Source organism: Vogesella alkaliphila (assembly GCF_014652475.1).
In the GTDB taxonomy this organism is placed as follows: domain Bacteria; phylum Pseudomonadota; class Gammaproteobacteria; order Burkholderiales; family Chromobacteriaceae; genus Vogesella; species Vogesella alkaliphila.
This window is the reverse complement of record NZ_BMYW01000005.1, coordinates 23,751-47,845: the sequence shown is the minus strand read 5'-3', so window position 1 is coordinate 47,845 and position 24,095 is coordinate 23,751. Positions and strand designations below refer to the sequence as shown.

General features: G+C 67.1%; 18 protein-coding genes. 6 read left to right on the top strand and 12 right to left on the bottom strand.

Annotation, left to right across the window (positions count from 1 at the left end):
* Positions 1–63 precede the first annotated feature (63 nt).
* From IE100_RS08835 to IE100_RS08805, 7 genes are all read right to left on the bottom strand, one after another.
* Positions 64–1,548, bottom strand: a complete 1,485-nt coding sequence (locus tag IE100_RS08835) for a carboxypeptidase M32 (protein ID WP_189373736.1) — start codon at positions 1,546–1,548, stop codon at positions 64–66.
* Positions 1,549–1,646: 98 nt separating this feature from the next.
* On the bottom strand, positions 1,647–2,297 hold the full coding sequence (locus IE100_RS08830; protein ID WP_229800305.1) for a hypothetical protein: 651 nt from the start codon (positions 2,295–2,297) through the stop codon (positions 1,647–1,649).
* A 206-nt stretch (positions 2,298–2,503) separates the two neighbouring features.
* Positions 2,504–3,616, bottom strand: coding sequence for a bifunctional diaminohydroxyphosphoribosylaminopyrimidine deaminase/5-amino-6-(5-phosphoribosylamino)uracil reductase RibD (gene ribD, locus IE100_RS08825; protein WP_189373735.1), 1,113 nt, complete (start codon positions 3,614–3,616; stop codon positions 2,504–2,506).
* 36 nt (positions 3,617–3,652) lie between these two features.
* Positions 3,653–4,108 (bottom strand): transcriptional regulator NrdR, encoded by a 456-nt coding sequence (gene nrdR / locus IE100_RS08820; RefSeq protein WP_189373734.1) that lies wholly within the window; start codon positions 4,106–4,108, stop codon positions 3,653–3,655.
* Positions 4,109–4,274: 166 nt separating this feature from the next.
* Positions 4,275–5,522, bottom strand: a complete 1,248-nt coding sequence (gene glyA, locus IE100_RS08815; protein WP_189373733.1) for a serine hydroxymethyltransferase — start codon at positions 5,520–5,522, stop codon at positions 4,275–4,277.
* Positions 5,523–5,711: 189 nt separating this feature from the next.
* Entirely contained in the window at positions 5,712–6,821 is a 1,110-nt protein-coding gene (locus tag IE100_RS08810) for a hypothetical protein (protein WP_189373732.1), read from the bottom strand.
* Between the two features lie 601 nt (positions 6,822–7,422).
* Entirely contained in the window at positions 7,423–7,605 is a 183-nt protein-coding gene (locus IE100_RS08805; protein WP_189373731.1) for a hypothetical protein, read from the bottom strand.
* Between the two features lie 233 nt (positions 7,606–7,838).
* Between IE100_RS08805 and IE100_RS08800 the strand changes: the two genes are divergently transcribed.
* Both IE100_RS08800 and IE100_RS08795 read left to right on the top strand, forming a co-directional pair.
* Positions 7,839–8,609, top strand: a complete 771-nt coding sequence (locus IE100_RS08800; protein WP_189373730.1) for a sulfite exporter TauE/SafE family protein — start codon at positions 7,839–7,841, stop codon at positions 8,607–8,609.
* Between the two features lie 173 nt (positions 8,610–8,782).
* The gene (locus IE100_RS08795; RefSeq protein ID WP_189373729.1) at positions 8,783–9,484 is read left to right on the top strand and encodes a substrate-binding periplasmic protein; all 702 of its coding nucleotides are present in this window, start codon (positions 8,783–8,785) and stop codon (positions 9,482–9,484) included.
* A 12-nt stretch (positions 9,485–9,496) separates the two neighbouring features.
* Here the strand turns inward: IE100_RS08795 and IE100_RS08790 are convergent, their stop codons facing one another.
* The 3 genes from IE100_RS08790 to IE100_RS08780 form a co-directional block, all read right to left on the bottom strand.
* Complete coding sequence (locus IE100_RS08790) at positions 9,497–10,759, bottom strand: MFS transporter (protein WP_189373728.1); 1,263 nt, start codon at positions 10,757–10,759, stop codon at positions 9,497–9,499.
* A gap of 304 nt (positions 10,760–11,063) precedes the next feature.
* The gene (locus tag IE100_RS08785) at positions 11,064–13,985 is read right to left on the bottom strand and encodes a VCBS domain-containing protein (RefSeq protein ID WP_189373727.1); all 2,922 of its coding nucleotides are present in this window, start codon (positions 13,983–13,985) and stop codon (positions 11,064–11,066) included.
* 303 nt (positions 13,986–14,288) lie between these two features.
* Positions 14,289–14,999: a response regulator transcription factor gene (locus IE100_RS08780; RefSeq protein WP_189373726.1), complete on the bottom strand. Its 711-nt coding sequence runs from the start codon at positions 14,997–14,999 to the stop codon at positions 14,289–14,291.
* A 303-nt stretch (positions 15,000–15,302) separates the two neighbouring features.
* Between IE100_RS08780 and IE100_RS08775 the strand changes: the two genes are divergently transcribed.
* Together IE100_RS08775 and IE100_RS08770 are read left to right on the top strand one after the other, a co-directional pair.
* The gene (locus IE100_RS08775) at positions 15,303–15,464 is read left to right on the top strand and encodes a hypothetical protein (protein WP_189373725.1); all 162 of its coding nucleotides are present in this window, start codon (positions 15,303–15,305) and stop codon (positions 15,462–15,464) included.
* A 129-nt stretch (positions 15,465–15,593) separates the two neighbouring features.
* Entirely contained in the window at positions 15,594–15,782 is a 189-nt protein-coding gene (locus IE100_RS08770; protein ID WP_189373724.1) for a vir-repressed protein, read from the top strand.
* A gap of 64 nt (positions 15,783–15,846) precedes the next feature.
* Here the strand turns inward: IE100_RS08770 and IE100_RS08765 are convergent, their stop codons facing one another.
* Both IE100_RS08765 and IE100_RS08760 read right to left on the bottom strand, forming a co-directional pair.
* A complete protein-coding gene (locus tag IE100_RS08765; RefSeq protein WP_189373723.1) occupies positions 15,847–18,738 on the bottom strand; it encodes an adenosylcobalamin-dependent ribonucleoside-diphosphate reductase in 2,892 nt (963 codons plus the stop codon).
* 201 nt (positions 18,739–18,939) lie between these two features.
* Complete coding sequence (locus IE100_RS08760; RefSeq protein ID WP_189373722.1) at positions 18,940–22,233, bottom strand: DUF748 domain-containing protein; 3,294 nt, start codon at positions 22,231–22,233, stop codon at positions 18,940–18,942.
* 328 nt (positions 22,234–22,561) lie between these two features.
* Between IE100_RS08760 and IE100_RS08755 the strand changes: the two genes are divergently transcribed.
* Positions 22,562–22,723, top strand: a complete 162-nt coding sequence (locus IE100_RS08755) for a hypothetical protein (RefSeq protein WP_156168059.1) — start codon at positions 22,562–22,564, stop codon at positions 22,721–22,723.
* A gap of 18 nt (positions 22,724–22,741) precedes the next feature.
* A complete protein-coding gene (locus IE100_RS08750) occupies positions 22,742–24,079 on the top strand; it encodes a glutamine synthetase family protein (protein WP_189373721.1) in 1,338 nt (445 codons plus the stop codon).
* Positions 24,080–24,095: the final 16 nt, after the last annotated feature.

Below are 24,095 nucleotides of genomic sequence, written 5' to 3'. Positions count from 1 at the left end.
AAAACACTGCGGCCAACCTTGTCACCAAGGTTGGCCGCAGTCACGTCCGGCGTGTGCCGGCGCTTACAGGTAGCGCGCCTGCAGGTGGGCGCGGAAGTGCGCCGGGTTCAGCGCCTCGCCGGTGGCGCGGCGCACCAGCTCGCCGGTTTCCCAGCGGCTGGCCTGCGACCAGATGTTGGCGTCCAGCCAGTCGAACACCGGCGCCAGGTCGCCGGCGGCGATGCGGGCGTCCAGGTCCGGCACGTTGCAGCGGAGGGTGGCGAAGTACTGCGCCGCGTACATCGCGCCCAGGGTGTAGCTGGGGAAGTAGCCGAAGCTGCCGTCGGTCCAGTGGATGTCCTGCATGCAGCCGTCGCGGTAGTTGCCGCGGGTGTCGACGCCGAGGTAGGCCTGCATCTTTTCGTCCCACAGCGCCGGGATGTCCTCCGCCTCGATCTCGCCCTCGATCAGCGCGCGCTCGATCTCGTAGCGCAGGATCACGTGCGCCGGGTAGGTCAGCTCGTCGGCGTCGACGCGGATGAAGCCGGGGCGCACGCGGCTGTACATGCGCGCCAGGTTGGCCGCATCGAAGGCGCTCTGCTCGCCCAGGTGTTTCTTCACCAGCGGCGCGATCAGCGACAGGAAGGCCGGGCTGCGGCCCAGCTGCATCTCGAACGACAGGCTCTGGCTTTCGTGGATACCCATCGAGCGTGCCTGGCCCACCGGCAGGTGCACTAGATCGCGCGGCAGGCGCTGTTCGTAACGGGCGTGGCCGGTCTCGTGCACGATGCCCATCATGCTCTGCATGAAGTCGTCGTCGCGGTAGCGGGTGGTGATGCGCACGTCCTCGGCCACGCCGCCGCAGAACGGGTGCACCGATACGTCCAGGCGGCCGGCGTCGAAATCGAAGCCCAGGAGGCCCATGATCTCCACCCCCAGCGCGCGCTGCTTGTCCACCGCGAACGGCCCCTGCGCCGCGAGCAGCGTCTCGCCGGCCTGCTTGTCCATCACCTGGCGGATCAGCCCCGGCAGCCAGCTTTTCACGTCGCCGAAGATGCGCTCCAGCTCGGCGCTGCTCATGCCCGGCTCGTACTTGTCCAGCAGCGCGTCGTAGCGCGACTTGCCGCTGGCGTCGGCCAGCAGCTGCGCCTCTTCGCGTGCCAGCTGCACCACCTCGCGGAAATTGCCCAGGAAACCCTGCCAGTCGCCCGCCTTGCGCTGCTCGCGCCACGCGTGTTCGCAGCGGCTGCCGGCCAGCGCCTTGGCCTCCACCAGCCGCGCCGGCAGCAGGTTGGCGTGCTGCCAGCTGCGGCGCATTTCGCGCAGCGAGGCCTGCTCGGCGTCGGACAGGCTCTCCTGCGCCGCCGCCTGCAGCGCCTGTTGCAGCGCCGGCGCGGTCAGCAGGCCGTGCATCAGCAGCTGCAGCTCGGCCATCGCCGCGCCGCGCGCCGCGTTGCCGCCGGGCGGCATCATCGCCGCCTGGTCCCAGCCGGCGATGGCGGCCAGGTGCTGGTAACGGTACAGGCGGGTGAAGGCGGCAACGGCGGCCTGGTAGGCTGGATGGGTCATTTCGTGGCTTTCTTGGAATATTCTGCCCGATGATGCCAGCACAATCGGCAGCAATCAATCTTTACAACATGGAAAAGCAAACAAAAAACCCGTCGCACTCAGGCGAGCGAGGCCTTCTTGTGGCGCACGCCGGCGTCGGGAAAGGTCATCCAGTAGTAGAAGAATTCGCGGGAGATGGTGAGGAAGCTGTCGCGCGCGTAGTTGTCGGTGAGGTGGATCAGCATCGCGTCGACCGCGGTGCGGAAGCTGTCCGGGTGGTGCGCCTGGCCGTGCAGCAGGTAGAGCAGCGGCTTGATCAGCCCGGCGCGTTCGGCCAGCACCTCGTCGTCGGCGCCCAGCTCGTACAGCTTGCCCAGGTAGATGTCCAGCGAGGGCGGGAAGCTGGCGAAGTTTTCCTCGCTCATGCGCTGCTGCAACTCGGCGAACGAGGCCAGCACCGGCAGGCGCACGTGATGGGTGGTGAAGCCGGAGCGGGCATTCATCTGCGCCAGCTGCTGCAGGTCGCCGAGCCAGAAGTAGTAGTACTCGCGCGCCGCCGTCATCGCCGCCGGGCGGTCACCGGGCGGACAGATCGACAGCAGCGCATTGATCGCGCTGCGATAGACATCGCGGTTGCGCGGCTGGCCGCGCAGGATCTGCACCAGCCGGCGCAGGATGTTGCGGCGGAACAGCACCACCTCCACCGCCGCGCCTTTTTGTTCGAGCAGGTTCAGGTACGCGTCCAGCGCCCTGACAGCAATATCACCCACAATGACAACCTCATTTATGACAACGACAGCGCCGGATACAACTCTGGCCTTGTTACCGATGCGGGCAACAAGGCCAGACGCGCCAAGCATAACGTGTTTTCAGCCTGCGTTACTGATCGGCATCAACGCCCCCCGGCACGCCGGGCCGCCGCCCACTCATTATCGGCAATTTCCATCCCTGCGGCCAAGGTTTGCGCCTCGCCCGCTCAGCGCGGCGGGAAGGCGAGGCTAAGCCGGATATCGCGCCCGACCAGGCGCAGGTCGCGCACCGCCAGCGGCACCTTGTCGTCGAGCGATGCCAGCGCCGGCCAGGCAAACAGGCCGCGCGCGGCGTCGCCGGCCAGATACGGCGCCAGGTACAGCACCGCCTCGTCCACCAGCCCAGAGGCGACCAGCGCACCGTTCAGGCCGGCACCGGCTTCCACCATCAGCTCGTTGACACCGTCGGCAGCCAGCATTTGCAGCAGCCGCGCCAGGTCGACGCGGCCGTCGGCCGACGCGCACGGCAGCAGCCTGACGCCGCGCGCGAGATAGGACGCGTGCCGGGCCGCATCGCTCACCGCGGTCGCCAGCCAGGTCGGCGCCACGGCGGTGTCGTAGATCGCGGCGCCCGGCGGCGTCTGCAGCGCACCGTCCACCACCACCCGCAGCGGCTGGCGCGCACACGCCACCTCGCGCACCGTCAGCTGCGGGTTGTCGGCCAGCACCGTGCCGCTGCCGGTGAGGATGGCGCAGTTGTCCGCCCGCAGGCGATGCACGTCGCGGCGCGCGTCGGCGCCGGTAATCCACTGGCTGACGCCGTTGAGCAGCGCGGTCTTGCCGTCCAGCGTCGCCGCGCCCTTCAGCGTGACGAACGGGCGCTGCCGCGTCACCCGCGACAAAAAGCCGCGATGCACGCGCTCGGCCTCGGCCTGCAGGCAGCCGGCGGCGGCCTCGATACCGGCGGCGTTGAGCATGGCGATGCCGCGACCGGCGACCTCGCGGTAGGGGTCGACCATCGCCGCCACCACGCGGCCAACCTTTTCCGCGATCAGCCGCCCGGCGCACGGAGGCGTGCGGCCGTGGTGGCTGCACGGCTCCAGCGTGACGTAGGCGGTGGCGCCCTCAGGGCTCAGGCCGCGCGCATAGCAGTCCTTGATCGCCTGGATCTCGGCGTGGTCCGATCCCACCGCCAGCGTGGCGCCCTCGCCGATGACCTGCCCGTCGCGCACCAGCACGCAGCCGACACCGGGGTTCGGCGCCGCGCGGCGGGTGGCGGCGGCGGCCAGGCGCAGCGCCTGCTGCATGTAGTGGTGATCGTCGGCAGTAAATATGCTCATCGGCAATTCCATCGCAATGGGAGCTGGCGACGACACTCAGTCGCGCTTCTGGATTTCCTTGATCGCGTCGCTGAACTCGGCGATGTCCTGGAAGCTCTTGTACACCGAGGCAAAGCGCACGTAGGCGACCTTGTCCAGCCGGGCCAGCTCGTTCATCACCATCTCGCCGATCTGGCGGCTGGACACCTCGCGCTCGCCCAGCTGCAGCAGGCGCTGGCAGAGCCGGTCGATGGCGTCGTCGACCAGCGGCGTCGGCACCGGCCGCTTGTGCAGCGCGCGCAGGAAGCTGGTACGCACCCGCTCGACGTCGAATTCGGCGCGGTGGCCGCCGGATTTCACCACCTGCGGCATGCGCACGTCGGCGGTTTCGAAGGTGGTAAAGCGCTTTTCACAGCCCATGCAGCGGCGGCGGCGGCGGATGCTGTTGCCGTCGTCACTGACACGCGAATCGACCACCTGGGTATCGGCACAGCCGCAGAACGGGCATTTCATGGCTTTACAATCCTGCTGGTTTCAATAGCCTGATGTTATCAGCAATCGGCGCTGCCGCGCAGCCCGTGCCGCAGCGCAATAGGCGCAGGCCGCGTGCGGCCAACGTTGGCCGCATGAAAAAAGCGGCCCGCAGGCCGCTTTGTCGTCTACCGCTAGGAGCAGTGACTTACTTCTTGCCGTACACCGGGAAACGGTGGCACAGCTCGGTGGCCTCCTTGGCCACGCGCGCCAGTACCGCTTCGTCGGTCGGGTTGTCCAGCACGTCGGCGACCAGGTTGGCGACGATGCGGGCTTCTTCTTCCTTGAAGCCGCGGGTGGTGATCGCCGGCGAGCCGATACGGATGCCGGAGGTCACGAACGGGCTTTCCGGGTCGTTCGGGATCGAGTTCTTGTTGACGGTGATGTGCGCCTTGGTCAGCGCGGCGTCGGCCGCCTTGCCGGTCAGGCCTTTCGGACGCAGGTCAACCAGGAACACGTGGCTCTCGGTACGGCCGGACACGATGCGCAGGCCGCGCTCGGCCAGGGTCTTGGCCATCGCGTCGGCGTTCTTCAGTACCTGTTGCTGATAGGCCTTGAATTCCGGGGTCAGCGCTTCCTTGAACGCGATGGCCTTGCCGGCGATCACGTGCATCAGCGGGCCGCCCTGCAGGGTCGGGAACACGTTGCTGTTCAGCGACTTCTCGAACTCGGCCTTGGCCAGGATCAGGCCGCCACGCGGACCGCGCAGGGTCTTGTGGGTGGTGGAGGTCACGAAGTCGGCGTGCGGCACCGGGTTCGGGTACACACCGGCGGCGATCAGGCCAGCGTAGTGCGCCATGTCGACCATGAAGTAGGCGCCGCATTTCTTGGCGATCTGGCCCATGCGCTCGAAGTCGAAACGCAGCGCGAAGGCGGAAGCGCCGCCGATGATCAGCTTCGGCTTGGTTTCCATCGCTACGCGCTCCATGTCGTCGTAGTCGATTTCTTCGTTCTCGTTCAGGCCGTAGGCCACGATGTTGAACAGCTTGCCGGACAGGTTGGCCGGGCTGCCGTGGGTCAGGTGACCGCCGTGGCCTAGGTTCATGCCCATCACGGTGTCGCCCGGCTTCAGGATGGAGAAGTACACCGCCTGGTTGGCTTGCGAGCCGGAGTGCGGCTGCACGTTGGCGTATTCGGCGCCGAACAGCTGCTTCACGCGGTCGATCGCCAGTTGCTCGACGATGTCAACGTGCTCGCAACCGCCGTAGAAGCGCTTGCCCGGGTAGCCTTCGGCGTACTTGTTGGTCAGCTGGGAGCCCTGGGCTTCCATCACTGCCGGGCTGGTGTAGTTCTCGGACGCGATCAGCTCGATATGGTCTTCCTGGCGCTGGACTTCCGCATCGATCGCAGCTGCGAGTTCCGGGTCAAACTGGGCAATTTTCAGATCAGCAAACATCGTTGACTCTTCCATCTGGAGGGTTTGAACTAAAAGGCAGTGTTGACGTTTAGCCTGTCGCGCGGCGGCGGCAGGGCAAACGTCAACACTGCAAGGCGGCTATTTTACCTCATCCGGCGCGGCGCCGTGATGAACAAATGGCAGGTTCGGCATGAAAGCGTTTCATGCCGGCCCTGCCATTTCAATGACTTACTGCAGCGTCACCGGCTGCGGCGGCCAGTCGTCGGCGGTGAAGAACAGCGGAATGCCGTCGCGGCTTTCCGGCTGCACCCCGTCCACCACGCGCACGTCGCCGACCTGGCACTCCGCCATCAGCAGGCGGAAGTTGGTCTCGATCTGCGCCACGTCGTCCTGCGCCGCCAGCGGCCACACGAAGCCGCCCCAGTCCTTCTCATTGCCGGTAGCCGACACGGTGATGTGCAGCTCGCCGTTGTCGTGCGCCGACATGATCGCCACCGGCTCCTGGCCCAGGTCGCGCAGCTGGCGGATCTGGGTGCTGGCAAATACCTGCAGCGCCACTTCCAGGCGCGCAAAGTTGGCCGCAACGATGGCCTGCATCAGCGGCATCGGCGGACGCGGGATCGGGAACAGGGTCACGCCCTCGGTCTTCAGCTGTTCGCCGATGAACTTCATCACCGGCACGCCCCAGGCGCCGACATTGCCGCCCAGTTTCACCGGCGGCTCGGCCCCCTCTTCACGGATCGCCACGCCGACCAGGTAGCGCAGGAACACGCCCTCGTCCTTGGCCACGATCGGCGCCGCCGGCAATTCCAGCGGCAGGCCGCGCGCGGCGTCCACCAGCTGGCGGGTGTAGCGGTAGATCTGGGCGGAGTGGATGCCGACCACGCTGTCCGGGTGCAGCAGCTTGCCGGACAGGAACACCTCGGTGCCGTCGGCGAACAGGCCGTGCTGGCGGAACAGCGCATTGAGGGTATCGACGTCGGCGATGCGCTCCGGCAGCGTGGCCTTGCCCTTGCTGCCGATCACCAGCACCAGCGGCACCGCGAAGATCACCGCGTGGCGGCCGCTGTCCGGACGCTCGGCGGCATCGCGCAGCGCGTCCCACAGCTCGCGGTAGATCTGCTGCGAGGTCACCATCGCCAGCGCGACGGACAGGGACAACAGTTCTTCGCGTTCCAGCATCTCGGTCAGCGCGGCGCGCAGCGAGGCACGCCACATGGCACGGTCGTCCTCGCTACGCGCGTTCACGATCGACTGCGTGTAGTGGATCAACATATTGGAAGGGGAAGATTCGGGGTACTGACGCGGATCGGGCAACTGCAGGGAAATATCGCTCATCACTGGCAACCGGACATAGCTGGCAAAGACGATATTGTGGCACAGCTTGGCGTGATGCGCCGCATCAAGCGCAACGAGCAAGCGCTAGATTTTCGCTTTCCAACACGCAGCGTGTTCAAAGCGCGACAAAATGTTATATTTTTTGCGTTATTGCGGATTGTATACATTGACAGTGGCAGGGACGATCCGGATAATCCGTACTCGTTGGGATGCAGCAATTGCTTCTTGATAGTTTCTCCTCTATTTCTCCTTTGTAGACTTGGCGCGGGCGTAAAACCCCGCGCAATTTTTTTGCCCGCTTCCCTCCCCCAGCAAAATCAAACACTTGTTCCGCCTGCCGGTCACCTGTCGCCGTCGTCCTTGCACGCCCGGCAGAAACGTCAATGGCATGGACGTGACGCCACGCCGCTTCGCCACCCGCATTCGGCTTGTCACACGGTCGTAATCAAAAACGAACATGACAGGTTCGGTTTCACTGAAAACTGAACAAAAAAAACCGCGCCAGCTCGCGCGGCGCGGTACAAGTCAATGCGAAACAATCAGAGGAGAAAACGTCAGGACGACGCTTGCTACGGCTTGGTCACGCCTGCCCGCGAAAAGTTCAGCCGGATATCGATTTATTTGAATTTGCCGGAGCGCTCGCACCGCCACCATCGCACCCCGCCTCCGCCGCAAAGTGCCGGCACAGGAAATCGACAAACCGCCGCACCCGCGCCGACAGCGCCAGCGCCGGCGGGTACAGCGCATAGATGTCCGCCGGCGTGCCCTGCCACTGCAGCAGCACCGACCATCTCCCGGGGTATGGCGCTGGCGCAGCGCTTGCCGGAGGCGCGGCTGAAGCCGAGTTTTGCCGCGATGCTGCTGCTGACCGCGCTGTTGCTGTGGCGCAGCAGCGTGGCGTGAGCCGCGGCCAGCTTATTCATTTACCGAATAACTAATCTCTTAAAACATCTAAGCAGTTATAAACCCTTCGGTTAGCATGGCCGCCTGATCACGATTTTGGCGAAGGCAGACGGCATGGATCCGGGTTACATCATTGCAGGCTTGGCAGTAGGCTTCATCGTCGGCCTGACCGGCGTCGGCGGCGGCTCGCTGATGACACCGATCCTGCTGTGGTTCGGCATCAATCCGGCCACCGCGGTCGGCACCGACCTGCTGTACGCCTGCATCACCAAGATGGGCGGCGTGTGGGTGCACCACAAGCACAAGCACATCGACTGGCGCATCACCAGGCTGCTGGCCTACGGCAGCGTGCCGGCGTCGCTGCTGACCGTGATCGTGCTGCACTACCTGCAGCTGGACACCCAGGCCGCCAACCGCCTGATCAAGGTGATGCTCGGCTTCGCGCTGATCCTGACCGCGCTGGCCATCCTGTTCAAGCCGTGGATCCTGCGCCAGATTGCCCGCTTCATGCCGGCACGGCCGGAAGGCTACATCCCGACCAAGGCCACCGTGTTCACCGGCGTGGTGCTGGGCGTGATCGTCACCCTCAGCTCCATCGGTGCCGGCGCGCTGGGCACGCTGGCCATTTTCGCGCTGTACCCGCTGCTGCCGACCGCGCGCCTGGTCGGCACCGAGATCGCCCACGCGGTGCCGCTGACGCTGGTCGCCGGCCTGGGTCACGCCAGCATGGGCAATATGGACTACGGCCTGCTGGTGCAGCTGCTGATCGGCTCGCTGCCCGGCATCTGGCTCGGCAGCCACCTGACCCGCCGCGTCGCCGAGCGCTGGCTGCGTCCGGCACTGGCGCTGATGATGGCGCTGATCGGAGCCAAGCTGGTGCTGTAAACGCCCCGCTCCCGCTGCCTGACCTTGCGGCCAACCTTGAACCCAAGGTTGGCCGCAAGGCCGTTGTGGCGCCGCCGGCGCGCATTGCCGGCTTGGGAGATCGCCGTTATCTGCCTATCATCAAGGGTGTCGCGGCCGCCGCGCCCCCGTCGCCACCAGCCCAGGACTCCCCGATGCCCGCCTCCCGCCTTGCCACCGCCGTCTTGCTGTTGCTGTGCAGCCTGAGCCAGGCGCGCGAGGTGCTGCGCTTCGCCATCGACGCGCACAACCCGCCGTTCATGTATGTCGACGACCAGGGCGTGGCGCAGGGGCTGTACGCACAGACGCTGCGCGAGCTGGGGCAGCGCGCGGGGCTGACGCTGCGCATCGAGGCGATACCGTGGAAGCGGGCGCTGGCCTATCTGGAACGCGGCAGCCATGGCGTGGCCGGCCTCTACCGCAACGAGGAGCGGCAACGCAGATACCTGTACTCCAGGCCGATCTACCGCGAGGAACTGGTGGTGTATGCGCGCAAGGGCCACGCGATGGCACCGTACAGCGGCATCGCCTCGCTGTACGGCAAGCGCGTCGGTGTGCTGTCCGGCTGGTTCTACAGCGACGACTTCAGCCGCGCCCGCGACCAGCAGCGGCTACTGGCCGACGAGGCGGCGCGCGACGCGCAGAATGTCGACAAGCTGCGGCTGGGGCGGCTGGACTACCTGATCGGCATCCGCGAAAGCATCGCCGCGCTCAATCACGGCGAGCTGGAAGAAGCCGGCATCCTCGCCAGCAACCTGACCTATATCGCGCTGCCCCACGGCCCGCGCTCGCAGGCGCTGCTGCAGCAACTCAACGCCCACATCCCGGATCTGCCGGACAAGGCGCGCACGCCGTAGACGCCCACGCGCTCACACCCCGGCGCCGGCCAGCTGCGGGCGGCGCGCCGCCTGGCGGATCAGCCGGTTCAGGCGCACCACCGCCAGCACGCACATCACCGCGCCCAGCGCCAGCGTCAGCCGCGTGTCCAGCAGCGTCAGCAGGCCGCCGATCACCGCGATCAGCACATTGCTGATGCAGAAGATGGTCGACAGCAGCCCCATCACGCTGCCCTGGCCGTGGTGCTCGAAACGCTCCGCGCACCAGCTGGGCAGCACCGCGTTGTAGATCGCCAGCGGCAGCCCCAGCAACACCACCAGCACCACACCGGGGCCGTCCGGCAACAGCGACAGCAGCAACAGCCCCAGCGCGAAGACCACCGCCGACTTGCGCGCCTGGCGCAGCGGATCGTGGTGCAGGCCGCGCTTGCCGGACACGGTACTGGCCAGCGACATCATCAGGCACAGCCCGGCGGTGACCCAGGCAATGCCGCTGCTGCCGAGGCCGGCGAACTCCACCAGCCACAGCGGATAGAACTCGTAAAAGGCATTCACTCCCAGCGCGAACAGCAGCTGCATCCAGAACAGCCCGGCCAGCAGCGCATCCTGCCGCAACAGCCGGAACGCCTGCTGCTGCCGCACCGTCTGCCACAGCGACACCCCCTGCAGGCCGGCGGCGCGGCCGGTTTCCGGCAGCACCCACAACAGAATCGCCAGACACGGCAGCAGCGTCAGCGCGCCGATCAGGAACGGCACCGGTTCGCCCAGCGGCAGGGTGAAGCCGCCTATCATCGGCCCCACCAGCCAGCCCATGTACAGCACCGCGTTGAGGATGGCGAAGCTGCGGGTGCGGTCCAGCTGCGGGTGCAGGTCGGCGACGATGGCGCGCGCCACCGCGACATTGCCCTCGGTCAGGCCGGTGAGGAAACGCGCGAACACGAACAGCGGGTACCAGCGCAAATCCAGCGCCCACGCCGTCAGCAGGTAGCCGAGCAGGGTCAGCGACAGCGTGCTGAGCAGCACGCGGCGCCGGCCGAGGCGATCGGACAGCGCGCCGATGAAGGTGCTGCCGATCAGGATGCCCAGCGGGTTGGCGGCCAGCGCCATGCCCAGCAGCAGCTTGGGCGGCAGGCCGGCAAAGTGGTTGAAACCGTCGGCGGCGGCATCGACGAAGATCGGCGCCAGAATCGGGTACGGCATCGCCACCCCGGCGGTACTCATCAACGCCACCAGGCAGATGGCCAGCAAGATCAGGCGCGGATGCGCCACGCCAGAGGGCGTCACGGGAAGAGCCATGCTTGTTTATCCAGGAAACGGCCCTCCCGCCGCGGCAGCGCGCCGCCGGCATCAGGCCAAACGCATAGCATATCGCCGGTACGGCCATATCCAAACCGCTTTGTTGCATGCGCAGCGCGGGCGGCTTGCGGCCAACCTTGTGCCGGTCCCGCCCGGTGGCGGCGCGGCGCGACATTCCGTCAGGAAAAAATGAAAAGGTTGGCCGCAACACTGCGGCCAACCTTGTTCTCCCCCTCGTGCCGGTCAGCGCCCGGCGGCAAAGCCCCCTCTCGCGCAGAGGGCCATGACAACAACCCAGCCTTACTCAGACATCGACCACCAGCTTGTTGCTGCTCAGCAGATTGCTGATGATGGCCTGATCGTCGGCGCCGGCCAGCTGGATACCCTCCAGCACGATGGACTGCGTCACCGCCGTGCCGGCCCCGGCGGAGTGAACCGCGATGGTGGTATTGCCACTGGCGTAACTGAAATCCAGATACGCATCCAGCGATCCCGCATTGGCATGCTCGCCCTGTAGCAGGTCGCGCAGGTCCAGCTTGTCCGCGGTCCCGCCGGCACCCCAATCCTTGACGGTATCGGTGTAAGGCCCGCCGGCAATGTCGGCCAGCGACCAGACGAAGGTGTCGCTGCCCGTGCCGCCGGTCAGCTCATCGTTGCCGCTACCACCGCGCAGCATGTCGCTGTCACCATTGCCGAACAGCTTGTCGTTGCCGGCACCGCCAAACAGCTGGTCGGCCTTCTCGGCACCGGTGCCGGTATCGCCTGTCAGCGTGTCATCGCCGCCATCGCCGAAGACCACATCCGCCTGCCCGCCACCGATCAGGCTCTCGCCCCCGCTACCGCCATCCAGATAGTCTGTCTGATTGCCGCCGGTCAGCCCGGTAGTCACGTTCTTGACCTCGACATACAGGGTGGTGGTCACCGGCGCCGCAATCCCGTCGCTGACCGCCACCTCCAGCGCATAGCCCCGGGCACCGCCACCACCCGGAATCAGCGCCGCCGACTCGTAATCGAGCAGCGACAGATCCTTGACCGATACGGCCCCGCCGGCCGAAATCTGGAACGCCCCGCCGGACGCATCCGACAGCAGGCTATAGCTCAAGGCATTGCCATCGGCATCACTGGCCAGGACACTGCCCAGCAGGGCGGCAGCAAAACCGGTCGGGCTCGTCGCCGCATTCAGCAAATGCTCGAACATACTGACCAGCACGCCACTACTGAGGAATTGCGGTGCCGAATTATCGGTCGCGCCCTGGATCGAGACCGTGATGGTCTGCTGCGCCGTGCCATCGTAGGACTTCACCAGCAGCGTGTCGTAGACCGTGGTACCGCTATTCAGCGCCTGGGTGGCCGCCCTGTTGTTGTCCAGCTGATATCCCCACACCCCGGTGCCGGTATCCAGCGTGAAACTGCCGTACACCCCGTCCAGGCTGTCCGGTTGCTGGAACACCGCCTCGCCGTCATCGACGTCGCTGAGCAGCAGCACACCGCCGGTAGTCGGCACGCCGGCAGAGGCGGCGGTGGCCTCTTGCACGCTGCCACTGGCAGTCCCCGTGATGCCCGCCAGATCGTTGGTACCGGTGACGGTGATGGTCAGCGTCTGCACGTTGGAGTCGGCGCTGCCGTCGTTGGCCGTGAAGTGCACCACCACGTCCTGGCTGGCGCCGGCTTTCAGGTGGTCGTAGGCGCCGACCGTCGGGTCGAAGCTGTAGCTGCCATCGGGGTTGAAGGTCAGCCCCGCCGGCAGCGGGTCGGTCAGGCTGTAGCTCAGCACGGCATCGTCGTCGACGTCGGTGGCGCTCACGCTGCCGTTGATCGTCGCCCCGCCCTCGGTGGCGGCATCGAGCCTGGCTTCCGCGACCGGCGCGTCGTTGGTCCCGGTGACGGTGATGGTCAGCGTCTGCACGTTGGAGTCGGCCGTGCCGTCGTTGGCCGTGAAGTGCACCACCACGTCCTGGCTGGCGCCGGCTTTCAGGTGGCCGTAGGCGCCGACCGTCGGGTCGAAGCTGTAGCTGCCATCGGGGTTGAAGGTCAGCCCCGCCGGCAGCGGGTCGGTCAGGCTGTAGCTCAGCACGGCATCGTCGTCGACGTCGGTGGCGCTCACGCTGCCGTTGATCGTCGCCCCGCCCTCGGTGGCGGCATCGAGCCTGGCTTCGGCGACCGGCGCGTCGTTGGTCCCGGTGACGGTGATGGTCAGCGTCTGCACATTGGAGTCGGCCGTGCCGTCGTTGGCCGTGAAGTGCACCACCACGTCCTGGCTGGCGCCGGCTTTCAGGTGGTCGTAGGCGCCGGCGCTCGGGTCGAAGCTGTAGCTGCCATCGGGGTTGAAGGTCAGCCCCGCCGGCAGCGGGTCGGTCAGGCTGTAGCTCAGCACGGCGTCGTCGTCGACGTCGGTGGCGCTCACGCTGCCGTTGATCGTCGCCCCGCCCTCGGTGGCGGCATCGAGCCTGGCTTCGGCAACCGGCGCGTCGTTGGTACCGGTGACGGTGATGGTCGCGGTCTGTGCCACGCTGGCGCCGTGCTCGTCCACCACGACATAGCTGACGGTGATGACTTCGGTCGCGCCGGCTTTCAGGTGGTCAAAAGCGCTGCCGTCGGCGTCGACCAGCAGCTTGTTGCCGACCAGCGTCAAGCCGGCAGGCAGCGTGCCCGAAGGCGCGCCGCCGTTGACGCTGAAGCTCAGTCCGCTGGCCTGCAGGGTGGCGGTTTCGCCATTGTCGATGTCGCTGGCGCCCTGCAGCAGATCGACCTCGAAGTCGGCGCCGCCCTCGATGCCGCCTGCGGCGACGGCAGCACTGACGCGCGGGCCGTCGTTGCTGCCGACCACCGTTACGCTCACCGTGGCGTAGCTGATGGTGCCGTTGCCCAGCTGGATGGCGTACTTGAATGAATCCTGCCTGGCCTGGCCCTGCACCAGCGAGTCGAGCGATTCGACAAACTTGAACTCGATCTTGCCGGCGTTGATGCGGATCCAGTTGCCGCCCTGCGTGGTTTCCCAGCCGGTGGTGACATTACTTGTCAACAGGTCCGTCAGCGCTCCGCTACCGTCGTCGATCGAGTACAGCTTCTTCGCGTTGCCGCCCAGATCATTGCTCATCACATTCAGGGTCAGGACGTTGCTGCCGCTGTCGTAGTTACTGGCAGCCAGCAGTTCATCCTCGGTGTACCAGTAGTAATCGTCGCCGGCTTGCGGTGTCTTGGTATAGGAAACGGTGCTGACAGCCATGATGTTCTCCCTGAATGATCTGCGCCGGCCGGGCGACAAGGGGGCAGCTTGTGCGTGCGGGCCGGTGCGGCGGAATCGATGGCATGAGCGGCGGCGGGCTTGCGGCCAACCTTGCCCGGCTGGGCAGGCAGAATGCGCCTGGCGCATCAGGCTGGCGGCATGACGCCGAGGCGCCGGAACCGGTCATGACATAAGAAGTGTAGTAAGCGAGACTTTTTAATCTACGGGAGAAACATCCCGTTATTGGCAGGAGCAAGCTCCGGAATGGCCAGGAGAGAGCTCCCGCAAGGCGACACCAGCGGCTCAGGCGGGCAGCAGCAGGCCGTGCTGCAACACGTAGCCGAGCAGGCCGTGGCGATTGCTCACCCCGAACTTCTTGTAAATCACCGTCAGATGGTTACGAAGGGTGCTCTCGCTGATGTGCAGCTTGCCGGCGATCAGCTTGGCCGGTTCGCCGCTGTTGGCCATCAGGATGGCGACGATCTTCTTTTCCTGCTCGCTCAGTGGCGGCGGCACGACGCTGGCCGCGTCCGGCAGCGGCATGCCGCCTTGGCGCGACAGCGCACCGAAGATGCGCCCGGTGGCGTCGCGGTCCAGCCACAGCTGGCCGTGGTGGACCTTCTCGATGGCGGTGAGCAGCTGCGCGGTATCCGAGTCCCGCGTCAGCAGGCCGCGGGCGCCGAGCATGATGGCGCGGTCCTGCAGCGCCCGTTCCTGCTGCCGCGTCAGCAACAGCACCTTGCCGCCGCGCGCGGCCAGCGCCCGGATCAGCGCTAGGGTCGGTTCGGCATCGCCATCCAGGTCCAGCAGCACGACGTCGCTGTCGGCGGCGGCCAGTGCGGCCAGCGGCGATGGCGTGGCCGCGGCGATGCCGGCCAGCGCCAGCCGTGGCGTCTGCGCCGCCAGCAGGGTGGCCAGCGCCGCCAGCAGCAGCGGGAAATCGCTGATCGCGAATACCCGCAGCGGGGTATCCGCACCGTCTGCCGCCAGGCCCTGCTGTGTCTGCATCGTCATCGTCGCCCCCGTTCGCTGTCACGCCGTGAGGCGCGCCTGCTTCAGCTTATGCCAAAACGGCAGCGCCTCCAGCACAAAGCGTTGCCGCGCGGCCTTGCGCTACAGGACAGCAGCGTCGCGCCAGCGGCGTCGCGCCAGCGGCGTCACACAAGCTGTACACAATTAATATTTGTTAGCAAATGCCGGCTATCTGATGGCAATGGCTTCGATTATGCTGAAACCAGATTGACTGCCGCGGTGGCCGCGACGCTTTGGCACCGCTGCCATGACGGCGCAACCGGAGGAGACATCATGAAACTGCTGATGCTCGTACTACTGGCCAGCGTGCTGAGCGGCTGCGTGATACGGCCGCTGTACCCCCATCGCCACCATGACTACTACGGCCACGACCGCTATTCGCACGGTGACGACTGGCGTGGCGGGGACTGGCGCGATGGCGATCGTCGTGGCCACCGGCGTCGCTAAACCGATGCGCCATGCCCTCATGGCGTGCAACACTCTGGACAGCAGGGCCGGCCGATGCCGGCCCTGTCCGCAAGCAATTCCCGGAGTCGCCCCGCACGGCGACCCCTTACCGCCATAGCGAGAACCACCATGAAAACCATCCTGTTCGCCCTGATCGCCGCCAGCAGCCTGTCGGCCTGTGTGGTGCAACCCGCGCGCGTCAAGCTGCGCTCCCCCATCGTGCTGGAACCGGTCGTGGTCGAGCCGGTCTACGATGACCACTACCATCGCGGTGGCGGCTTCTGCCCGCCGGGCCAGGCGAAGAAAGGCCGCTGCTAAAGGTTGGCCGCAAACAGCAACAAGCCGCCCGATGGGGCGGCTTTTTTATCGCCAGCAAACGGTATCAGCCGCAGGCGCCCACGTGGCCGCAGGCGGTGCAGAACTCGCAGCCGTCCTTCTTGATCAGCGCGCGGTTGCCGCACTCCGGGCAGGCCTTGCCGGCCATCTGTGCCGGCGCCACGCTTACCACCGCGCTTTCGAACAGGTCGCCCTGCTCCGGCACCATCACCCCCATTTCCTCCACCGGCACGCCATCCTCGCTGAGAATACCCAGCATCGCGTAGCGGTGGATCACCAGCCGCGCGAGATATGCCTCGGTGGACGGCCAGCTCTGCGACTTGTCGCTGCCCGGGGTGCGGGCGAAGAAGTCGGCCTGCGGCTCGGCGTAGCTCAGCAGCTTGCGCAGCTTCATGCCGATCCACGCCGGGTCGATCACCCGCATGTCGAGGCTCAGCATCTTGCACAGCCCGTCCAGCTCGCGCGGGTAGTGGCCGGCCAGCCACATCGAGTACGGCCGGCGCTGGCCGTTGGGCAGCACCAGCTCCTTCACGAACAACACGAAGTCGTCGCCGGTCTGCGGATTGTTCACGTCCACCGACCAGCTGATGGTGCCGTCGGTGCCGGATTTCGGCTCCTTGCGCGCGAACAGCGCGTCCATCACCGGCGTGGCGTCGGCTGCGGCCAAGGTCAGCGCACCCAGCTGCTCGACGCGGTATTTCACCACCCGGCCCAGCGCGGCGGCGGCGGCGCTGCTGCCCACCGGGCCATCGCCCAGCTCGGCGCGGTAGTGGCGGTCGCCGCGGGTGGCGGCCAGCGCGTCCAGCTTGGCGCCCAGCCAGGCGCGGTCGCGGCAGCGCATGTCCATCGACAGCGTCTTGGCAATCGCCCCCAGGCCGCGCGGCACGTCGCCGTTGACCCAGCATTCGAACGGCAGCGGCGCCTCGCCCGGCTGCTGGCCTTCGATATGGCCGACCATCACCGCGAAGTCGCCCTCCTCGCCTTCCACCATGAAGGTCCACGACGGGTTGCCGTGCTTGAGCTTGGGGCGATGCGGCCACTTCAGGCTGGCCAGCGCCGGGCTGGGCGCGGTGTTCAGCGTGATGCGGCGGTCCGGGTCGTTCTGGTTGCCCAGATCCTGCGGCAGCTGCTGGCTGCCCGTGCTGCCAGACGCAGGGTTGGCTGCAGGCGTCGGCTCAATCGACAGCACCGAACCCAGCACGCTGTTGGGGCGATAGGTGGTGATGCCCTTCAGCCCGGCGCGCCAGGCTTCCAGGTACAGGCTTTCGAAGTCGGCAAACGGGTAGTCCGCCGGCACGTTCACGGTCTTGGAGATGGCGGTATCCACGTACGGCGCCACCGCCGCCACCATGCGCATGTGGTCCAGCGCGCTCATCTGCAGCGCGCTGACGAAGTACTCCGGCAGCGCATTGGTATCGCCGCCTTGCATGCGGTACACGCGGTAGGCGTGATCTTCCACCAGGTATTCCTGCTGCGTGCCGTCGGCCATGCGCTTCTTGCGGGTGTAGTACCAGCTGAACGGCGGCTCGATGCCGTTGGAGGCGTTGTCGGCAAACGCCAGCGAGATGGTGCCGGTCGGCGCGATGGACAGCAGGTGCGAGTTGCGGATGCCGTGCTTGCGGATGCGCGCCTTGATCTTGTCCGGCAGGCGGCTGGCGCAGTGCGGCGCCGCCAGATACTTGTCGGCGTCGAACAGCGGGAAGGCGCCCTTCTCGATGGCCAGGTCCACCGAGGCGTCGTAGGCGGCGTCGCGCATGTGCTCGGAGATGCTGGCGGCCAACCTGCGGCCTTCCTCGCTGTCGTAGCGCACCTTGAGCATGATCAGCGCATCGCCCAGACCGGTGAAGCCCAGGCCGACACGGCGCTTGTTCTGCGCCTCGCGCAGCTGTTCCTGCAGCGGCCACACGGTGAGGTCCAGCACGTTGTCCAGCATGCGGATCGAGGTGCGCACCACCTTCTCGAACGCCTTGTAGTCGAAGCTCGGCGCCTCGCCGAACGGCTGGCGCACGAACTTGCACAGGTTGATGGAGCCCAGGTCGCAGCAGCCGTAATCCGGCAGCGGCTGCTCGCCGCAGGGGTTGGTGGACTCGATCACCTCGCAGTACGACAGGTTGTTGTCGGCGTTGATCTTGCTCATGAACAGCACGCCCGGCTCGGCGTGGTCATAGGTAGAGTGCATGATCTGCTGCCACAGCTCGTGGGCGCGCACCTTGCGATATACCCACAAGCCATCGGCGCGCTGGTAGCTGCCGGGGAAGGCGTCGGACGCCGGCGCCACCGCGTGGGTCAGCTCCCAGTCGCCGTCGGCGTCCACCGCCTGCATGAAGGCGTCGGACACGCCTACCGAGATATTGAAGTTGGCCAGATCACCCTGGTCCTTGGCGTGGATGAAGGCTTCGATGTCCGGGTGGCTCACGTCCAGCACCCCCATCTGCGCGCCGCGACGCGCGCCGGCGGATTCCACTGTCTCGCAGCTGCGGTCGAACACACGCATGTAGGATACCGGGCCGGAGGCGCGGCTATTGGTGCCCTTCACCCGCGCGCCCTTGGGGCGGATGCGGCTGAAGTTGTAACCGACGCCGCCACCGCGACGCATGGTCTCGGCCGACTGCAGCAACGCCTCGTAGATGCCGACCTTGCCGTTCTCTGACTCGGACACCGCGTCGCCCACCGGCTGCACGAAGCAGTTGATCAGCGTGGCCTTGAGGTCGGTGCCGGCGGCGGAGTTGATGCGGCCACCGGGGATGAAGCCGCCATCCAGCGCCTCGAAGAACAGCGGGGCAAAGCGTTGCGGATCCTGCTCCTGCTCGGCCAGTGCCTGCGCCACGCGCTGGCGCACTTCGCTGACCGACTGTTCGCCGTTCTTCGCGTATTTTTCCAGCAATACCTCGCGCGAAATATCCTGCTCCGCAAACGCTACGCTGTTGTCCCGGTTCATGCCGCCCCCGCTAGATGTGGTGTCAAAAGATTTTCAGTCTAACTAGATATAGCGATTATTGACCTTGATAGCCATCAAAACCGCGCCGCAACGCTTCAGTCTGCCGCCAGTGCGGCTGGCTTGCAACAGCTGTTTTCCAGCCCGGCAAACGCTTGCGGCCAACCTTGTCCCAAGGTTGGCCGCAAGCGGAAAAGCAGGCGCTTATTTCAGTTTCAGCAGCAGCGGCACGCCGTCCTTGCCGGCCTTCACCTTGTCGGCGTCCAGCACACTGATGCGCTCCGCCAGCTCCGGTTTCGCCGCCAGCAGCAGCTGCCGCGCCGCGTTGCCGCGCGCGGTGGCCAGCGCCCGCAAGGCCGCGTCGTCGATCTTCTGCGCCGCCAGCAATTCGGCGCGCATCGCCTGCGCCCGCTCGGCGGTGTCCTTCTCGCTGGCCACGCGCTTGAGCCAGGCGAAACGGCCGAACTGCTGCGCGTAGCCATCGCCCACCGCCTTGCGGATCGCCGGATCACCCATGTCCGGCAGCGGCAGCGGCTCGTCCGCCTGCAGCTGGTAGGCGGCGCGCTTCAGGATGTCGCTGTCGACGCGGTAGCGCGCGAGCTCCTTGCTGTCCTGCTCGGCGTCATAGCCGCCGCCGATGGCCAGCGCCAGCTTCGGCCGCTTGGCCAGCAAGTCGGCCAGCTTGCCCAGCTTCTCGCGCTCCGGCGGCGGAATGCGGTCGTCGCCGGCGTCGGCGTAGATCTCGTCGAAACCCTCGCCGCCGAACAGCGCGCGGAACGGCGCCGTCACCACCTTCACCAGGATGTTGCGCAACGCCTGCCACACCAGGTGGCCGTAGGAGAAGTCCGGCGCATCGAGGCTGCCGGCCACCGGCAGCGCGAGGTCGATGCGGCCATCGCTGTCTTCCAGCAGCGCCACCGCGAGGCGCAGCGGCAGGCGGGTGCCGTCGTAGTCGGCGACCTCCTCGCCCAGCCGGATGTGGTCGATCACCACGCGGTTGTCGCCCTGCAGCTGGCGCTCTTTCAGCAGGTAGCGCAGCTCGGTGGTGAGCCGGCCGTCGATGATCTGCCAGCCGGCGAAGGTCATCGAGTACGGGTTGAGGCTGCCCAGCGGGATGTTGCGGAAGTTCAGCGTCATGTCCAGGTCGCGCGTTACCTCGAACGGCGACAGCGCGCCACGGATGCGCACGTCGCCGAACTGGTCGACGCGGCCGTCCAGCGTCACCGTGCCGCGCCGGCCGGGCCGGCTGGAGAGGCCCAGCACGGTACCGGACAGCGAATGGATGCGGGTGGCGAAGCTGGGCTGCAACCCCAGGTCGGCAAAGTCCATGCGCGCGTTGCGCACGCGGATGGCGCGCACCTCGACCACCGGCGCGGCACTGCTCTTGCCCGCAGCCGCCGGCCTGGCAGGCTGCGCGCTCGCCGGCTGCGGCTTCATCAGGTGGGCGAAGTTGGGCACCCGCTTTTCATCGAGGATGAAACGCAGCTGCGGCGACACCAGCCGCACGTCGGCAAGGCTCACCCGCTCCGGCTGCGCCTTGATGCCGGACACCGCCAGCTGCTGCCAGCCCAGCAGCACCTCGCGCCGGCCCGGCTCGAACAGCGCCAGCCTGTCCAGCTGTGCCTTGCCGTCAGCCTGCCAGCGGCTGCCGCTCAGCGCAAAGCCCAGATCGGCCGACAGCTCGCCGCCGCCAAAACGCAGCACCGTCTGCTCCAGCGCGTACGGTGCCACCTCGCGCAGCGGCAGGCGGCGGGCCTGCAACTGGCCCTTGATGTCCTGCAGGTTGGCCGCAAGCGTGGCATCCAGCTGCAGCTTGCCCGGCCCCATCGCCGCCGCCAGCTGCACGGCAAAGCCCTGTTGCGGATCGCCGCTGACGCTGGCGCCGACATCCTGCAGCGTCACGCTCACCGGCTGGCTGAGGCCGGTATCGCGCCAGCTGACGCTGCCGCCCGCCAGCGTCAGCTGCGGGTAGCGGATCTGCCACGCAGGGGAATCCGGCGGGGCGGTCCTGGGTGCGGGGGCCGCCTTGGCGGCGGATTCGTGCCGGCGCAGCGCCTCGGCGATATCCAGCTTGCCGTCCTTGCCGCGGTTCAGCGCCAGCTGCAGGCCCTGCAGCGTGACGTCGCCCGGCGTGACGCGGTGCTTGCCCAGATCCAGCTCGCTGCTGGCCAGCTGCAGGCCGGCCAGGGTGGCGAACGGCGGCCGCTCGCCACTGGTGGCGATGAGCTGCGACAGCGCCAGCGTGGCGCCCTGCACCGTCAGCCCGCCCTTGGCGTCAAGATGGATGCCGGCTTGCAGGCTGTCCAGCTTCAGGCTGGCGGACAGCGGCGTGACGAAGCCCTGGTGTGTGGCGCGCAGCTGCCAGTTGTCGACGCGGATGGCCGGCAGGCTCACCGTCCAGCCCGGCTCCGGCCTGGCCGGAGCTGGCTTGGTAATCGCGGCGGTGCTCACGCCGGCCGGTGCGGGTGGCAAGGCCGCCAGCCAGTCCGGCTGCCCCTGGCGGTCGAGCACGGTGTCCAGCTCGCCGCCGGCGAGGCTGAGCCGGCCCACACTCAGCCGGCGGTTGACAAGGTCGAACTCGCCACCGCCCAGCGCCAGCTGGCCGAGCCGGAAGCGGCTGCCGCTGCCCGGCGCGCTCACCACCAGCCCCGCAAGGTTGGCCGCAACGCCCCTGGCCGACAGCCGCACCGTCTTGCCGGCCAGATCGAAGTGGTAGGGCAGGCTGACGCTCAGCTTGCCCTGCGGCGGCGCCAGCCTGAGATGCGGCTGCACGTACGGCCACACGCCGGCCAGCGTCAGGCCGGCCACGTTCAGCACCCCGTCCGACTGCAGCGGTTGCAGCAGCAGGCTGCCCTGCCAGTCCAGCCGGGTACCGTCGTCCAGCTCGGCGGCGAGGCGGTAGCGGCCCTGGTTATTGGGCAGCGTGGACAGGTTTTTCAGCTGGAAGTCCAGCGGCAGCACCTGGCGCTGCACGTCGCCGGCCAGCCGGTCGTGCAGCAGCAGCTGGCCCTTGTTCAGTGCCAGCTGCGTCAGCAGCAGCTTGGGCGGCTCGCTGGCCTCCTCGTCCGGCGCGGAGTCCGGGCCGGCGGCGTCGCGCAGCAGGCGCGTCCAGTTCCACTCGCCCTGCGCATTGCGCACCGCCCACAGTCGCGGCGTGTCCAGGGTCAGCTCCGCCAGCTCGATGCGGCCGATCAGCAGCGGCAGTGCCTCGGCGTCGACATTCAGGCGCGCGGCGGAAAACAGCGGCGTGCCGTCGCGGTCGTTCAGGCGCACATCGTGCACGGTCAGCCGCCACGCCCACGGCGCGAATTCCACCTCGCCCAGCGTCAGGCTGCGGCCGATGCCCTTGCCCCACTCTCCTGCGGCGTAGTGCACGGCACGCGGCACCCCCGCCCACAGCCCACCCAGCAGCACGGCCACGGCGGCGGCGCTCCACAACAGACGACGGGGCCAGCGCGCGGGCGTGGCGGCGGGTTTGGCAGCGGTTTCACTCATCATTAAACAGTCCGGCAAAAATGGGCAGCCTTCGTCCGCAGCTCGCGCGGCGGTGGCTGTGGGCTTTAGAGCCGCTAACAAAACCTCGCAGAGCACCTGAGCCAAGGCGCGCCGACGCAGACAGTACAAGTAGTACGGCAAGGAGGCGCAACGCAGGATCAGGGGTCTTGTTAGTGGCGCTTATTCCACAACCGCCCGCCGGCAAGGCGGACGAAGGTTGCAGTCGCGCCGCGCCGCTCATAGCATGGCGAAGCGTGACCATAATTTTAAACACCGCAGCCCCAGGCTGCGGCTTTCATTAAGCATTCTATACCCTGGAGAGGAACGCATTTTGATTGATCTCGCCTGGCCGTGCCATGCACGCCAGCCGCTGCTGCGGCAACCCTGCGACCTGCGCCTCGACGCCGCGCAGGCCTTCCTGACGCTGGCGCGCCGCCGCGACGCGCTGCTCAACCACGAACGCCGCAGCACCAGCTCCGGCGCCCACACCTGATCGCCACAGGACTACCCGATGAACGACGCACAGACAATCCAGCAATGGCTGGACGACCACCACATCACCGAAGTGGAATGCCTGATCCCGGACATGACCGGGCTGGCGCGCGGCAAGATCGTGCCGCGCCACAAGTACAACCCCGCCGAGGGCCTGCGCCTGCCGGAAGCCGTGCTCAGCATGACCGTGACCGGCGACTACCCGGAGCAGGACTTCACCTCCGTCGCCGACCCCGACATGCGCCTGATCCCGGACGCCAGCACCGTGAGACCGGTGCCGTGGGCGAAGGAACCCACCGCGCAGATCATCCACGACTGCGTCAATTTCGACGGCAGCGACGCCGACCTCGCGCCGCGCAACGTGCTCAAGCGCATCCTGAAGCTGTACGAGCAGGAAGGCCTGTCCGCCATCGTCGCCCCGGAAATGGAGTTCTACCTGGTGCAGGTGGAACCCGACGAAGACATCCCGCTGAAACCGCCGGTTGGCCGCACCCGCCGCACCGAGGCCGGGATGCAGAGTTTCAGCATCGACGCGGTCAACGAGTACGACGACATCTTCGACGTGATGTACGACTGGTGCGAGGCGCAGGGCCTGGCGCTGGACACGCTGATCCACGAGATGGGCACCGCGCAGATGGAGATCAACCTCGACCACGGCGAGCCGCTGGCGCTGGCCGACCAGGTATTCCTGTTCAAGCGCACCGTGCGCGAGGTGGCAATCCGCAACAATATGTACGCCACCTTCATGGCCAAGCCGATGCAGGGCCAGCCGGGCAGCGCGATGCACATCCACCAGAGCGTGGTGGACGCCGACGGCCGCAACATCTTCAGCCAGGCCGACGGCAGCCCGTCCGACGCCTTCCTGCACTTCATCGGCGGCCTGCAGACCTACCTGCCGGCGGCGATGCCGTTCTTTGCGCCCTACGTGAACAGCTACCGCCGCTTGTCGCGCTTCACCTCGGCGCCGATCAACCTCAGCTGGGGCTTTGACAACCGCACCTGCGGCCTGCGCGTGCCGCACTCCGGCCCCGAGGCGCGGCGGGTGGAAAACCGCCTCGCCGGGGTGGACGTCAACCCCTATCTGGCGATCGCCGCCAGCCTGGCCTGCGGCTACCTGGGCATGCAACAGCGCATCCAGCCGGGCGCGCCGCTCACCGGCAGCGCCTACGAGCAGCCACACCAGCTGCCGCGCCACCTCGACGACGCGATCGACACCCTGCTCAAGTGCCAGCCGCTGGCGGAGCTGTTCGGCGAGCACTTCATCCGGACCTACAGCGCGATCAAGGAAGCCGAGTACCGCGAGTACTTCGACGTGATCAGCCCGTGGGAGCGGCGCTTCCTGCTGTTGCACGTGTAAGCGACAGCACCGTTGC

Bases quoted from the DNA above. Each gene is read 5' to 3' on its own strand.
- glyA (WP_189373733.1), bottom strand. From the start codon at position 5,522: ATGTTTGCTGATCTGAAAATTGCCCAGTTTGACCCGGAACTCGCAGCT.
- IE100_RS08780 (WP_189373726.1), bottom strand. From the start codon at position 14,999: ATGACGATGCAGACACAGCAGGGCCTGGCGGCAGACGGTGCGGATACC.
- IE100_RS08795 (WP_189373729.1), top strand. From the start codon at position 8,783: ATGCCCGCCTCCCGCCTTGCCACCGCCGTCTTGCTGTTGCTGTGCAGC.
- ribD (WP_189373735.1), bottom strand. From the start codon at position 3,616: ATGAGCATATTTACTGCCGACGATCACCACTACATGCAGCAGGCGCTG.
- IE100_RS08790 (WP_189373728.1), bottom strand. From the start codon at position 10,759: ATGGCTCTTCCCGTGACGCCCTCTGGCGTGGCGCATCCGCGCCTGATC.
- IE100_RS08750 (WP_189373721.1), top strand. From the start codon at position 22,742: ATGAACGACGCACAGACAATCCAGCAATGGCTGGACGACCACCACATC.
- IE100_RS08760 (WP_189373722.1), bottom strand. From the start codon at position 22,233: ATGATGAGTGAAACCGCTGCCAAACCCGCCGCCACGCCCGCGCGCTGG.
- IE100_RS08835 (WP_189373736.1), bottom strand. From the start codon at position 1,548: ATGACCCATCCAGCCTACCAGGCCGCCGTTGCCGCCTTCACCCGCCTG.
- IE100_RS08770 (WP_189373724.1), top strand. From the start codon at position 15,594: ATGAAAACCATCCTGTTCGCCCTGATCGCCGCCAGCAGCCTGTCGGCC.
- IE100_RS08810 (WP_189373732.1), bottom strand. From the start codon at position 6,821: ATGAGCGATATTTCCCTGCAGTTGCCCGATCCGCGTCAGTACCCCGAA.
- nrdR (WP_189373734.1), bottom strand. From the start codon at position 4,108: ATGAAATGCCCGTTCTGCGGCTGTGCCGATACCCAGGTGGTCGATTCG.
- IE100_RS08785 (WP_189373727.1), bottom strand. From the start codon at position 13,985: ATGGCTGTCAGCACCGTTTCCTATACCAAGACACCGCAAGCCGGCGAC.
- IE100_RS08765 (WP_189373723.1), bottom strand. From the start codon at position 18,738: ATGAACCGGGACAACAGCGTAGCGTTTGCGGAGCAGGATATTTCGCGC.
- IE100_RS08775 (WP_189373725.1), top strand. From the start codon at position 15,303: ATGCTCGTACTACTGGCCAGCGTGCTGAGCGGCTGCGTGATACGGCCG.
- IE100_RS08800 (WP_189373730.1), top strand. From the start codon at position 7,839: ATGGATCCGGGTTACATCATTGCAGGCTTGGCAGTAGGCTTCATCGTC.